The organism is Enterobacter sp. ECC-249, assembly GCF_043965265.1.
Lineage (GTDB): Bacteria > Pseudomonadota > Gammaproteobacteria > Enterobacterales > Enterobacteriaceae > Enterobacter > Enterobacter quasiroggenkampii.
On sequence record NZ_CP143660.1, the window covers coordinates 2,494,648 to 2,508,072 of the forward strand.

Below are 13,425 nucleotides of genomic sequence, written 5' to 3' on the forward strand. Positions count from 1 at the left end.
CGTTAACACTTAATATTTATCGTATTTAATCGAACCAAATTTAGTATAGGCCTCAAAATTTGGTGATTCAATAGAAAATTGTTAGCAACCTAATCACTGAAATGTAACATGATTTCTGGCGCAATCAGGCATGCGAGGTTTCCACCTGCGCACCGCTATCCTGCTCACGCTGCGCGGACGCCTGCATGCGGTAACCCAATACCGCCAGCGCAACGGTGACCAGCATCACGCTGGTGGTGGTTAACAGCGGCGTCGCAATCAGCGCCGAGACCACCAGACTTGCCAGGAAGCACAGCCCCAGCTGCAGGGTGTTCTGCAGTGCGGCGGCGCGGCCCGTCGCCTGCGGGAACGGACGCAGCGCCTGAGCTACAACGATAGGGTAAATTGCCCCGTTCGCAATGGCCATCACGCAGAATGGGATCAAAATTTCGGCCAGACCGGCACCCGGAATAAAGCCAACTGCCCAGGTGCCGATGACGCTAAGCGCGTACAGCACCAGCAGCCACGGCAGCATCTGCTGACCCTCCCACTTTTGCAGCGCCGCGCGACAGCCGTACCCGCCCACCAGGAACGCGATAGTCTGCGGAACATAGCTCAGGCCGATGGCTGCCGGGCTGTAGCCCATATCGTGCAGAATGAACGGCGAACCGGTGAGCCACGCGAAGAAACTTGCCGAGCAGGCGGCATAGATCAGGACATTCCCGCGATACGCCTTGGCGCTCAGCAGGGAGGTGAAGGTAATCGGCTTCGCGTCGGCATGCGCCTCTTTTTTATGCGCGGGTTTAAGGGCAAACGCCGGCAGCATCAGCACCAGCGTGATGGCAAACAGCGTGGCAAAAATGGCCTGCCAGTCAAAGTGCGCGAGGATCCAGCTGCCCAGCAGCGGAGCCAGGGCAGGGGAAAGACCCACCAGCGGCATAATGGTGGCGAAAATACGGTTTGTGCGGTTAGCCGGATAGTAGTCGGTCACCAGCGCCTGCCAGGTCACCGCCGCAGCACAGACGCCCACGGCCTGAATAAAGCGCAGCACCAGCAGCCAGGTAGCATCGCGCACCCACAGCATCCCCAGACAGCCCACGGCAAAAATGGCCAGACCCAGCAGCAGTACCGGTTTACGGCCAAAGCGATCCGATAGCGGTCCCCACAGGAGCTGCGCGAAAGCAAAACCGGCAAGGAACAGGCTCAGGCTGGCGCTGATGGCCGCCGCAGGGGTTTGCAGGTCTTCCTGCATCGCGGCAAACGCGGGCAGGTACATGTCGGTGGCCAAAAAGCCCAGCACGCTTAAGCCGCCGAGCCAGACTAAAAATCCTTTCCTGGGTTGCATTCTCTTATTCTCCTGAGGAGGCAGGTGTACGTTGGCGCAGAGTGTAGGGAGTGCAAAGCGGCTTGTGAAACGCTAATATTTGGCGGGTGCATTCAAATTTTTTGCAGGCAGAAAATGTGGTCAGATTATTCTCTTGAAGTGGTCGATGCTGTTGCGCGTAACGGCAGCTTCAGCGGTGCAGCGCAGGAGTTGCACCGCGTCCCTTCGGCCATCAGCTATACGGTGCGTCAGCTGGAGGAGTGGCTGGCGGTTCCGCTGTTTGAACGGCGGCATCGCGACGTGGAATTAACGCCCGCAGGCGCGTGGTTTTTGAAGGAAGGGCGTTCTGTTATCAAAAAAATGCAGATCACCCGCGAACAGTGTCAGCAGATCGCTAACGGCTGGCGGGGACATCTTTCCATCGCGGTGGATAACATCGTTAAGCCGGAACGTACCCGGCAGATGATCGTCGATTTCTACCGTCATTTTTCTGACGTCGAGCTGCGGGTCTCGCAGGAGGTGTTCAACGGGGTGTGGGATGCGCTGGCGGACGGCAGGGCAGAAATGGCGATTGGGGCCACGCAGGCGATCCCGGTCGGGGGGCGTTACGCCTTTCGCGATATGGGGATGCTGAGCTGGAAATGCGTGGTGGCAAGCGACCATCCGCTGGCGGCGATGGAAGGGCCGCTGAGCGACGATACGCTACGCAACTGGCCCTCGCTGGTGCTGGAGGATACGTCCCGTTCACTGCCCAAGCGTATCACCTGGCTTCTGGACAACCAGCGGCGGGTGGTGGCCCCTGACTGGGAATCGTCGGCAACGTGCCTCAGCGCCGGGCTGTGCGTCGCGATGGTGCCCGTTCATTTCGCGCGTCCGCGCATCGATACCGGAGAATGGGTTGAGCTGACGCTGGAGAATCCGTTCCCTGACGCGGCCTGCTGCCTGACCTGGCAACAAAATGATGTCTCGCCCGCCATGGCCTGGCTGCTGGACTATCTGGGAGACAGCGAAACGCTAAACCGGGAATGGTTACGGGAGCCAGCGTAGCTGGCCCCGTCAAAGGATTAACGACGGTAGTCGCGGAACGGACCATCCGCAACGGAACGGCGTTCAATCAGGCGTGGGTGAACTTCAATGGACTGCGACTCTTCGCGTTTGTTGACGATTCTGTCCAACAGCATATTGAAGGCCGTTTCGCCCAGCGAATCTTTTGGCTGGTGAATGGTTGTCAGCGCCGGGGTGAAGAAGCGCGCGTTACGCACGTTGTCATACCCGATCACGGAAATATCCTGCGGTACGCGCAGACCCAGCTCATCGGCGGCGCAGAGCGCACCCATGGCCATGATGTCACCCCCGCAGAAAACGGCGGTCGGGCGGTGCGGCTGGGAAACGATCTGCTGCATTGCGCGGTAGCCTGATTCCGGCTCAAAGTCGCCCTGCACGATCCAGTTTTCCGGCACGGTGATCAGCGCTTCTTCCATCGCTTTCATAAAACCGGCCAGACGGCCCGCGCCGGTGTTACGCTCCAGCGGACCCGGGATCACGCCAATCTCGCGGTGACCGCGTTCGATCAGGTAACGACCGGCCATATAGCCGCCTTCAAAGGCGTTATCGATAACGGAATCGGTGAAATCCGCGCGCGCTTCGCCCCAGTCCATGACCACCATAGGAATGTGGCGATACTCTTCGAGCATCGACAGCACGGATTCCGGATATTCGGAACACATCACCAGCAGGCCATCCACGCGCTTCTGCGCCATCATCGACAGGTAGGCGCGCTGTTTTTCAATGCTGTTCCACGCGTTGCCCAGAATCAGGGTATAGCCTTTCTGGAAGCAGTTTTTTTCAACCGCTTCAATGATCTCGGCAAAATAGGCCGCTTCACTGCTGGTTGCCAGCAATCCAATGGATTTGGTGTGATTAACCTTGAGGCTACGCGCAACCGCACTTGGCGAATAGTGCAGCTCTTTGATCGCTGCCCAGACGGCGTTGCGCGTCTCTTCCGCCACAAAGCGGGTTTTGTTAATTACATGTGATACGGTTGTAGTGGAAACGTTTGCGCGTTTTGCTACGTCTTTAATTGTTGCCATTAAATGTCACTCCAGACCATATCCTAAACTCCTGAAAAACTTGAAGGTAAACGTTTGCCTTCTCTCACCCTTATCACGCAATTTTGAACTGCGGCACGCCGGGAAAACGACACGGGACGTCAGGAGGGGGTCAATGGCCGGTACGCTAATAAATTTAGCGTGGAATTTTGTCCTATCTTGATGAAAAGGGGAAGAGGTAAAGTGGTTATCGGTATAAATCCAGGAAGATTTTTGACGTAATCTGTGCAAAAATGAGCAAGCTCACTTTTCGTGGGGGGATTAAAAGGAGAAAAATTGATGAGTTCCGATCTGAAGTTTTCGCTGTTCACCACCGTTGTTGTGCTGGCTCTGATTGTTGCGGCCGGTCTGACGGCTGCGCTGCACTGATTTACGCGGAGGGAGAGCCTTCTCCCTCCCGATCGTCCCGATTGTTACTTCTCTGGCAAAAATCTTTTGCCATTTTGTTAACTTCTCATTTTTTGTGATTGATGTCATGCTTTCTGCTTCTTTGTTCTGTGTCACCACATGACACGGCATCCGGAGTTGACGCATGAAAATCAATTTTCCCCTGCTGGCCCTGGCGATTGGCGCTTTTGGGATTGGCACCACTGAATTCTCCCCGATGGGATTACTGCCCGTCATCGCCCGCGGCGTGGACGTCTCGATTCCTGCGGCAGGCATGTTAATCAGCGCCTACGCTATCGGCGTGATGGTGGGGGCGCCGCTGATGACGCTTTTACTTTCGCACCGCGCGCGCCGCAATGCGCTGATTTTCCTGATGGCGATTTTCACCCTGGGCAACGTGCTTTCGGCCATTGCGCCGGACTACACCACATTGATGCTGTCACGCATTCTGACCAGCCTTAACCACGGCGCGTTCTTTGGGCTGGGGTCAGTCGTGGCTGCCAGCGTGGTGCCTAAACATAAGCAGGCGAGCGCCGTGGCAACTATGTTCATGGGGCTGACGATTGCAAATATCGGCGGGGTGCCTGCGGCAACCTGGCTGGGAGAAGCGATCGGCTGGCGTATGTCCTTCCTGGCGACTGCCGGACTGGGCGTGGTTGCGATGGTGGCGCTTTTCTTCTCCTTGCCGAAAGGCAGCGCGGGGGAACGTCCTGACGTGCGCAAAGAACTATCGGTGCTGGTGCGCCCGCAGGTGCTCTCTGCGCTACTCACCACCGTGCTGGGGGCAGGGGCGATGTTTACCCTCTACACCTATATTTCACCGGTATTGCATGACATCACCCACGCAACGCCTCTCTTTGTGACCGCGATGCTGGTGCTGATTGGCGTGGGCTTCTCGATCGGCAACTATCTCGGCGGGAAATTTGCCGACCGTTCCGTGAGCGGGACGCTGAAGGGCTTCTTAACCCTGCTGATTGTCATCATGATTGCCATTCCGTGGCTGGCGCGTAATGAGTTCGGGGCCGCGATCGCGATGGTCGTCTGGGGTGCTGCCACTTTCGCCGTGGTGCCGCCGCTGCAGATGCGCGTGATGCGCGTCGCGCATGAAGCGCCGGGTCTCTCATCTTCGGTCAATATTGGTGCCTTCAACCTGGGCAATGCGCTCGGTGCGGCGGCCGGTGGGGCCGTCATTTCGGGGGGACTGGGGTACAGCTTTGTGCCGGTGATGGGGGCGATTATTGCCGCGCTCGGCCTGCTGCTGGTGATGATGTCGGGTCGTAAGCAGCCAGAAGCCGCCTGCGCTGCGGAATAAACCAAAAACGCAGAAGGGCAAACCCTTCTGCGTGTCTCTTACGCGGCGAAGTTCTTCGCCACAAAGTCCCAGTTAACCAGTGCCCAGAAGTGCTCCAGGTAGTTCGGGCGCGCGTTGCGGTAATCAATGTAGTAAGCGTGTTCCCACACGTCCACGGTCATCAGCGGCTTAGCGCTGGTGGTCAGCGGGGTGCCCGCGTTAGAGGTGGACACGATAGCCAGTTTGCCATCCGCCTCTTTAACCAGCCACGTCCAGCCAGAACCGAAGTTCTTGATGGCGGCATCGGTGAATTTCGCTTTGAAATCCGCGAAGCTGCCAAATGCGGCATTGATAGCGGTAGCCAGTTCACCGACAGGTTCACCGCCGGCATTCGGCGCCAGGCAGTGCCAGTAGAAGGTATGGTTCCATACCTGAGCCGCGTTGTTAAACACGCCACCCTCTGAGCTGCGAACGATCTCTTCCAGCGTTTTGCCTTCAAAATCGGTGCCCTTGATCAGATTGTTCAGGTTGGTGACGTAAGTCTGGTGATGCTTGCCGTAGTGATATTCCAGGGTTTCCGCAGAAATGTGCGGGGCCAGGGCGTCTTTTGCATACGGTAGTGCAGGTAATTCGAACGACATTGCTTCTCTCCTTATTGTATTTTGCGTTGTCAATAACCACACAGACAACAGGGACAGGATAGCAAATTGAAAGGGTATGCAAAAGAGGAACTCACCCTGCCACGGATGTGGCAGGGCAGGGGTTAGCGAATGGTTTTCGGCGTCATCACGCGACGCGCGCCGACGTAGTGGCGTACCCAGTAATCTTCACTGAGAGAGGTGATCTGAATATCCTGGCCGCTACGCGGTGACTGGATGAATTTCCCGTTGCCGACATAGACGCCGACGTGGTCAGCCGTGCCGCGACCCTGAGTCCGGAAGAACACCAGATCGCCGTTTTCCAGCTCACCGCGGTCAACCGGTGAGGCATCGCGCAGGTGGTACATTTCATTTGCAGTACGAGGAATGCGGAACTTGACCAGATCTTTATAGGCATAATAAACGAGGCCGCTGCAGTCAAACCCGGTACGCGGCGAGCTGCCACCCCAGTGATAAGGTTTGCCAATCTGCCCCATCAGTTTGTTCATCGCGGTCTTTTGCGCTTTCTGTACGCGCACTTTATGCACTTCCGCTATTTTTGTGATCTTTGTGCATTTCGCCTTGTGGCCTTTACGGGTGACGCATTTTTCAGTAACGAGGTTAGCGGCGGTTTGCGAAGCTTTACTTTTAGCGGAGTGGGCAGTGCGGGAAGGTTTTGTTTTCGTCTTGCTGGAAGCGGTCTGTTTCGTCTGAGCCGGTGTTTTTTTCTTGTCGTTCTTAGCGGTGGTTTTTTTCTTACGTTCTGTGGCTTTCACCAGATGGTTTTTTTGTACAGCAGAATGCCGCGCCTGCTGAGAGGCGTTTGCCACTGGCGTGAAAGTGAGTGAAGTAAACAGTAAAGCACAGAGCGTGATCGAGATTTTATTTATCCGCGCCACTGGGCAGTCCCCTGATAAATGCAGGTCATCAATAATACCCGCGTGTGATTTACAAAGCCCGTCGATTCTAATCTATAAAAACCCAGAAAGTTAATAGCATTTTTCAATCTACAATCCTGTTTCGTTAGCAAGTGCAAAAAAATTCATCGTTCTGTCGCACATTTGCCCACTCCCTAAGCAAAACCCTGACTGCCGCAGGGGTAAACACCATTTGCAATGCAACTTTTCGTGACTCGGGGTAGAATGTATAAACGTGACAAAAATGTTATTTTCCGATGCCAGTCTGAACCGCTACAATGTCAGACGAATGCCGTAACAGAAGTTAAAGGAAGCAAGACATGAGCACCACTATTGAAAAAATCCAGCGCCAGATCGCTGAAAACCCGATTCTGCTGTATATGAAAGGTTCTCCAAAGCTGCCAAGCTGCGGCTTCTCCGCGCAAGCGGTTCAGGCGCTGTCAGCCTGTGGTGAGCGTTTTGCTTACGTTGATATTCTGCAGAACCCGGACATCCGCGCTGAGCTGCCGAAGTATGCTAACTGGCCGACGTTCCCACAGCTATGGGTTGACGGTGAGCTGGTTGGCGGCTGCGATATCCTGATTGAAATGTATCAGCGCGGCGAACTGCAGCAGCTGATCAAAGAAACCGCGGCTAAGTACAAAACTGAAGAGCCGGACGCAGAGTAATTTACTGCGCAAATAAAAAAGCGACCCGCTATGTGGTCGCTTTTTTTTGTCGGGTGGCGCTGCGCTTACCCGATCTACGATTGGTGCTCGTCCTCATCACCCATCGGCAGCGGCCAACCGCCCAGACGTTTCCAGCGGTTGACGATCTCACAGAACAGCTCTGCGGTGCGCTCCGTGTCATACAGCGCGGAGTGCGCCTGCGTGCCGTCGAACGGAATGCCAGCCGTAATACAGGCCTTTGATAACACCGTTTGTCCCAGCGCCAGGCCGCTCAGCGCGGCGGTGTCGAAGGTCACAAACGGATGGAAGGGATTGCGTTTGAGCGCGGCGCGCTCGGCTGCGGCCATGGTAAAGCTGTGATCAAAGGTGGCGTTATGGGCCACCATGATGGCGCGGCTGCAGTTGCTCTCTTTCATGCCTTTACGCACCATTTTAAAAATGGCGTGCAGCGCGTCATATTCACTGACTGCACCACGCAGCGGGTTATGCGGATCGATACCGTTAAACGCCAGCGCTTCCGGCTGTAAGTTTGCCCCTTCGAAAGGTTCAACGTGGAAATGCAGCGTGGTGTCCGGGATAAGCCAGCCCTGTTCATCCATCTTCAGCGTGATGGCCGCAATTTCAAGCAGCGCATCGGTTTTAGCGTTAAATCCAGCTGTTTCTACATCAATGACAACGGGATAAAAACCACGAAAACGGTCGCACAGACCGCTAAATTGAGCGTTATCGGACATCAGGGTCTCTTACATGGGGAAAAAGCAGAGCGCATTATGGCAAATTTTGCGGGGTGATGCAGTAAAACTACGGGCGCACGTTGCGCCCTGAAGGATCAGTTGCCCAGACCGCGACCGGCGTCTTTGGCTTCAATCAGCTCGATTTTATAACCGTCCGGATCTTCCACAAACGCAATCACGGTGGTGCCACCTTTTACCGGGCCCGCTTCGCGCGTGACGTTACCGCCGTTGCTGCGAATACGCTCACACGCTTCGGCCGCGTTGTCCACTTCCAGCGCGATATGACCGTAGGCGGTGCCCAGCTCATAGCTTTCAACACCCCAGTTGTAGGTCAGCTCGATCACCGCTTCATCCGTTTCAGGGCCGTAACCCACAAACGCCAGCGAGTATTTGTATTCCGGGTTTTCGCTGGTGCGCAGCAGCTTCATGCCCAGGACGTTAGTGTAGAAATCGATAGAACGTTGCAGGTCGCCAACGCGCAGCATGGTGTGAAGTAGGCGCATAATTTCCTCATTAACCAATGGAATAAAATAGCTTTTTGAACAGAAACGATGTTTTAGTATAGCGGCGAACTGTCGCCGCTATCAATGTACAATGGCGAGATTACAGTGAAGGGTAGTCGGTGTAGCCTTCCGCGCCGCCGCCGTAGAAGCTTTCCGGACGCTGCGGGTTCAGAGCCGCCTTTTTCTGCAGGCGGGCAACCAGATCCGGGTTGGCGATGTAGTCGCGGCCAAACGCGACGGCATCGATCAGCCCTTTGCCGATCAGGTCTTCGGCTTTCTCCGGGGTATAGGCCCCCGCACCGATGATCACGCCGTGGAAACGCTCGCGCACTTTCTGACGGAAAGCGTCCGTGTAAGGCTTACCGCCAGCCCAGTCCGGCTCGGACATGTGCAGATAAGCGATGCCACGTTTAGCCAGTTCTTCGATCAGATACAGGGCATCGGCCTCTTCGTTCGGACCGTTGTCGACGTTCTGGAAGGACCCGATTGGGGAAACGCGAATGCCGATACGGTCCGGGCTCCACTCCTGGCATACGGCGTCAACCACTTCCAGCACCAGGCGAGCGCGGTTTTCAACGCTGCCGCCGTACTGGTCGGTGCGGTGGTTAGAAGACGGTGACAGGAACTGGTGCAGAAGATAGCCATGCGCGGAGTGCAGCTCAATCAGGTCAAAACCGGCTTCACGTGCGTTGGCCACGGCCTGGCGGAAGTCGTTAACAATCCCCGGGATTTCGTCCAGCTCAAGCGCGCGCGGCATAGAGGTATCCACGCGGATCGCATTGCCGTTTTCATCGCGCAGGGAGGTACGGGTATTGGCACTCAGAGCCGAAGCGGAAACCGGAGCCTGGCCGCCAGGCTGAATGCTGTGGTGAGAGATACGGCCGGTATGCCACAGCTGGACCGCAATGCGACCCTCTTCAGCGTGAACGCCCGCGGTAATTTTCTGCCATGCGGCGATCTGTTCCGGGCTGTGAAGGCCCGGCGCACCGGCATAACCCTTAGCCTGGGCAGAAATCTGTGTGGCTTCGGTGATGATCAGGCCAGAGCTTGCGCGCTGACGATAGTATTCGCCCATCAGTGGGGTTGGGATGTCACCCGGCTCAATGCTGCGCAGACGGGTCAGCGGAGCCATAAACACGCGGTTTGGCGCCGTGACGGCACCCACTTTCAGTGGGGTAAATAATTTTTCAGCTGACATAAAGACTCCTGAGTAGACCAGTCGACTAGTAGTTGGGTAAATAAAAACGCCTGTTAAATGCCAGGCGCAGTAATGCTGTTTTTCACATGTGCCAGCGCGCTTTCCAGCGGCAAGGCACTGCGCGAAATTTTTGCCTGCAGGTTGGCCCCTAACCAGAGGGAGTAGAGCACCTGAGACTGCATTAAGGGGTCGCCGGAAAAGGCCAGCGTTTTTTCGTCGCGGCCTTTCTCCAGCGCCTGGGCCAGCAGAGCGATAACGCCGCGGGCACCTTTATCCATCGCCGAGCGCATATCTTCGGAAAGATCGCACACTTCGGCAGACAGTTTGACCGTCAGGCACCCGCTGATAATGCCCTGCTGACAGAACTGGTTCAGCGTTTCCTGATAGTAGTTCAGAACACGATCCCGATAGTTTCCTTCGCCCGACGCAAAGTGGGTCGCCAGACGCTGGTGGTAGCCCGCGTAATGACGCTCCAGCATCGCGACGCCAAAGGCCTCTTTGGACCGGAAGTAGTGATAAAACGACCCCTTCGGTACCTCAGCGGTTTTTAATAACTCGCTCAACCCCATACCGGTAAACCCGCGATGCATGCAAAGACGCTCGCCGGTTGCCAGTAGATGTTCGCGGGTATCGTGTTCAGTATTTCTGCTCATGGCCGCACTCTAATAGACCGTTCGGTCTAATGCAAGCGGGTTTAGTGCCGACATGCGCTCAGTATATCCAGCTGCTGTTGATAAACCGTTGATTTCACGTCCATCATGCCCAATACGGTTGAGAATAAATTGTCCTGAGATACCGCATTTTTTGCTGCATGGTCGCGTAAGCACTGTTCATTAACGCCAAAGTTTTTCACGTAGTCCGGCGACAGCCAGAACATAAACGGAATATGCGTTTGCTGCTCCGGCGCCAGCATGTACGGCGTACCGTGCAGATAAATGCCGCTTTCACCCAGTGACTCACCGTGATCTGAGAGATAAATCAGCGCGGTGTTCATGCTCGCCTGGCGCGCTTTCAGCGCATCAATGGTTTTGCTGACCATGCTGTCGGTATACAGGATGGTGTTGTCATAGGTATTTAACAGCGCCTGATGGTCGCAATCCTGAATTTCATTGGTGTCGCACGTTGGGGTGAATTTCCGGAAATTGTCCGGGTAACGGCGATAGTACGCCGGGCCGTGGCTCCCCATCAGGTGAATAACCAGCACCGTGTCCTGCTTCAGACCATCCAGCACGTTGTCCAGACGGTAGAAATTCACATCATCAATACAGGATTTGTCTTTGCAGAACTGATCCAGATTCCACTGCGTCATATCGGTATGCGGCACGCGATCGCAGGCACCTTTACAGCCTCCGTCGTTGTCGCGCCACAGCAGGTTGATACCCGCATGTTTCAGAACATCGAGCAGGCCTTCCTGATGGTGAGCCAGGTCGGCATCGTACTTGCTGCGCGTCATGCCGGAGAACATGCACGGAACGGAAACGGCGGTTTCAGTGCCGCATGAGGAGGCCTGCGGGAAGTTAATCACATCCTGCTTTTTCAGCTCCGGGTTCGTTTCACGATCGTAACCATTCAGGGAGTAGTTCGCCGCACGAGAGGCTTCCCCGACGACCAGTACCAGAACGGTTTTCTTTTGTTGACCCGAAATCAACGGTCCTTTATGGGCATCTTCGCCAATCCGTACCAGCGTTTGATCGCCGGCAAACCAGCGCATTTTGCTGTACTTCACCACGGCGCTGACATAGTTGGCCGGGGTCACCATTTTGACGATGCTTTTGTTGTTGCGGAACAGCGAGGCGTAATCTTTATAAAACACGGCGGCAATCAGGATAATTACCAGCAGGGCGCCTAGCATCGCGGCTACGCGCGTCAGCAGGGCATACCACCATTTCCCGGTACGAATGCGGGTCAGAGCCAGCACCACGGAAGGCACCAGGCCAGCAATAACAATCCACAGAATCATCTGCGGCGTCACCAGGGCTGTCGCTTCCTGAGAGTTGGTTTCGAACACGTTCACAATCATGTTCTGATCGATCACCGCGCCGTAGGTGTACATAAAGTAGGTTGCCGCGGCGCATCCGATCGTCAATACAACCAGCAGCGGCTTGCGGATATAGGGGATATTCAGCAGGCTAAAGACAATCACCCAGCCGCAAAACAGCACCAGCGGTACGGACGCGGCAAAGAGGATGTCGTGCAGGTGCGCAGGGGCGATAATGGCCCAGCTGCGCTGGATAAACAGCCCGTTGATTAGCGTAAAGAAGAGAGCACAGCCCAGAGTAAATTTAATATCGTTACATTGTAACTTTTTGATTAACCACATCGATCGGTAAACCTGTCATTGTCATGTTGGGCCGAGTATAAAGAGGGAAGATTAGTGAAACCTTAATGCCACAAATCTGTGGTATAGGCCTTGCACGTGGCGCATTTAGCGTCTTCACTGTAGGTGAGAATGGCTTTCTGGAGGTGAGTGTGGCAGAGCAGCTGGAGTTTTTCCCCATCCAGAGCCCGTGCCGGGGGATTTGTCAGGTGGATGAGCGCGGATATTGCCGCGGGTGCATGCGTACCCGTGACGAGCGTTTCAACTGGCAAAACTTTAGCGACACGCAAAAGCAGGAGGTGCTACGCCTCTGCCGACAGCGTTTTCTGCGCAAAATACGCGCAAACAAAGCCGGTGAGACCGAAGAACCCCAGCAACCTTCACTTTTTTAACACGGTAATTGCGTATACTCATGACATCACGTCCTTGAGGAAAATGTTATGGTTCAGCGAATTACCCTTGCCCCCCAGGGGCCAGAATTCTCCCGTTTTGTGATGGGCTACTGGCGCCTGATGGACTGGAATATGTCCCCCCTCCAGCTGGCGAGCTTTATTGAAGAGCACCTCGATCTGGGCGTCACCACGGTCGACCATGCGGACATCTACGGTGGTTATCAGTGTGAAGCCGCATTCGGCGAGGCGCTCAAGCTTGTTCCGGCTCTCCGCGACCGCATGGAGATTGTCACCAAATGCGGGATTGCCACCACGGCAAAACCGGAACACGCCCTTGGGCATTACATCACCGACAGCGCGCATATCATCAAGAGCGCTGAGCAGTCGCTGGTCAATCTGGCGACCGACCGTATCGACCTGCTGTTAATCCACCGCCCGGATCCGCTGATGGATGCCGATGAGGTGGCAGAAGCCTTCCTGAACCTGCATCAGAGTGGGAAAGTGCGTCACTTCGGCGTTTCTAACTTTACCCCGGCGCAGTTTGCACTGCTTCAGTCTCGTCTGCCGTTTACCCTGGCCACTAACCAGGTAGAGATCTCCCCGGTACACCAGCCGCTGCTGCTGGACGGTACCCTCGACCAGCTGCAACAGCTGCGCATTCGCCCGATGGCCTGGTCATGCTTGGGAGGCGGACGCCTGTTTAATGATGATGAATTCCAGCCGCTGCGCAACGAGCTTGAAACCATCGCCCGCGAACTGAACGCGGAGAGCATCGAACAGGTGGTTTACGCGTGGATCCTGCGCCTGCCGTCAAAACCGCTGCCTATTATCGGTTCCGGCAAAATAGAACGCGTGCGTTCTGCACTGGCCGCTGAAGAGCTGGATATGACCCGTCAGCAGTGGTTCCGCATCCGTAAGGCCGCGCTGGGTTACGACGTACCATAAACCGCCAGAAGGTGACTTTCCGGT

At 55.6% G+C, this 13,425-nt stretch carries 15 protein-coding genes; 6 read left to right on the forward strand and 9 right to left on the reverse strand.

Annotation, left to right across the window (positions count from 1 at the left end; translation table 11 throughout):
• Positions 1-124: 124 nt before the first annotated feature.
• Entirely contained in the window at positions 125-1,324 is a 1,200-nt protein-coding gene (gene punC, locus V1587_RS12030) for a purine nucleoside transporter PunC (protein ID WP_371897641.1), read from the reverse strand.
• A gap of 114 nt (positions 1,325-1,438) precedes the next feature.
• Here punC and punR point away from each other — a divergent pair, with 114 nt between their 5' ends.
• Positions 1,439-2,350 carry a DNA-binding transcriptional activator PunR gene (gene punR / locus V1587_RS12035; protein WP_023311350.1) on the forward strand — a complete coding sequence of 304 codons (912 nt, stop codon included), beginning with the start codon at positions 1,439-1,441 and terminating at the stop codon, positions 2,348-2,350.
• Between the two features lie 17 nt (positions 2,351-2,367).
• Here the strand turns inward: punR and purR are convergent, their stop codons facing one another.
• Positions 2,368-3,393, reverse strand: coding sequence for an HTH-type transcriptional repressor PurR (gene purR, locus V1587_RS12040; RefSeq protein ID WP_008500597.1), 1,026 nt, complete (start codon positions 3,391-3,393; stop codon positions 2,368-2,370).
• 297 nt (positions 3,394-3,690) lie between these two features.
• Between purR and V1587_RS12045 the strand changes: the two genes are divergently transcribed.
• Complete coding sequence (locus tag V1587_RS12045) at positions 3,691-3,780, forward strand: YnhF family membrane protein (protein ID WP_008500596.1); 90 nt, start codon at positions 3,691-3,693, stop codon at positions 3,778-3,780.
• A gap of 163 nt (positions 3,781-3,943) precedes the next feature.
• Positions 3,944-5,110: an MFS transporter gene (locus tag V1587_RS12050; RefSeq protein ID WP_371897640.1), complete on the forward strand. Its 1,167-nt coding sequence runs from the start codon at positions 3,944-3,946 to the stop codon at positions 5,108-5,110.
• Positions 5,111-5,148: 38 nt separating this feature from the next.
• On the opposite strand, the gene sodB is transcribed toward V1587_RS12050, so the two are convergent.
• Complete coding sequence (gene sodB / locus V1587_RS12055; RefSeq protein ID WP_029739795.1) at positions 5,149-5,730, reverse strand: superoxide dismutase [Fe]; 582 nt, start codon at positions 5,728-5,730, stop codon at positions 5,149-5,151.
• A gap of 122 nt (positions 5,731-5,852) precedes the next feature.
• Positions 5,853-6,626, reverse strand: coding sequence for a C40 family peptidase (locus V1587_RS12060; protein WP_371897639.1), 774 nt, complete (start codon positions 6,624-6,626; stop codon positions 5,853-5,855).
• Positions 6,627-6,964: 338 nt separating this feature from the next.
• Here V1587_RS12060 and grxD point away from each other — a divergent pair, with 338 nt between their 5' ends.
• A complete protein-coding gene (gene grxD / locus V1587_RS12065) occupies positions 6,965-7,312 on the forward strand; it encodes a monothiol glutaredoxin 4 (RefSeq protein WP_003832760.1) in 348 nt (115 codons plus the stop codon).
• A gap of 74 nt (positions 7,313-7,386) precedes the next feature.
• Here grxD and rnt read toward each other — a convergent pair whose 3' ends face one another.
• The 5 genes from rnt to eptA form a co-directional block, all read right to left on the reverse strand.
• Positions 7,387-8,046, reverse strand: coding sequence for a ribonuclease T (gene rnt, locus V1587_RS12070; RefSeq protein WP_371897638.1), 660 nt, complete (start codon positions 8,044-8,046; stop codon positions 7,387-7,389).
• A 95-nt stretch (positions 8,047-8,141) separates the two neighbouring features.
• Positions 8,142-8,549, reverse strand: a complete 408-nt coding sequence (gene gloA, locus V1587_RS12075; RefSeq protein ID WP_048960368.1) for a lactoylglutathione lyase — start codon at positions 8,547-8,549, stop codon at positions 8,142-8,144.
• A 100-nt stretch (positions 8,550-8,649) separates the two neighbouring features.
• Entirely contained in the window at positions 8,650-9,747 is a 1,098-nt protein-coding gene (locus V1587_RS12080; protein WP_371897637.1) for an alkene reductase, read from the reverse strand.
• A 53-nt stretch (positions 9,748-9,800) separates the two neighbouring features.
• Entirely contained in the window at positions 9,801-10,400 is a 600-nt protein-coding gene (locus tag V1587_RS12085) for a TetR/AcrR family transcriptional regulator (protein ID WP_371897636.1), read from the reverse strand.
• A 41-nt stretch (positions 10,401-10,441) separates the two neighbouring features.
• Entirely contained in the window at positions 10,442-12,067 is a 1,626-nt protein-coding gene (gene eptA / locus V1587_RS12090; protein ID WP_371897635.1) for a phosphoethanolamine transferase EptA, read from the reverse strand.
• 149 nt (positions 12,068-12,216) lie between these two features.
• Between eptA and V1587_RS12095 the strand changes: the two genes are divergently transcribed.
• Together V1587_RS12095 and V1587_RS12100 are read left to right on the forward strand one after the other, a co-directional pair.
• The gene (locus V1587_RS12095; protein ID WP_023335439.1) at positions 12,217-12,456 is read left to right on the forward strand and encodes a DUF1289 domain-containing protein; all 240 of its coding nucleotides are present in this window, start codon (positions 12,217-12,219) and stop codon (positions 12,454-12,456) included.
• A gap of 48 nt (positions 12,457-12,504) precedes the next feature.
• A complete protein-coding gene (locus V1587_RS12100; RefSeq protein WP_371897634.1) occupies positions 12,505-13,401 on the forward strand; it encodes an aldo/keto reductase family oxidoreductase in 897 nt (298 codons plus the stop codon).
• The last annotated feature ends 24 nt before the right edge of the window (positions 13,402-13,425 follow it).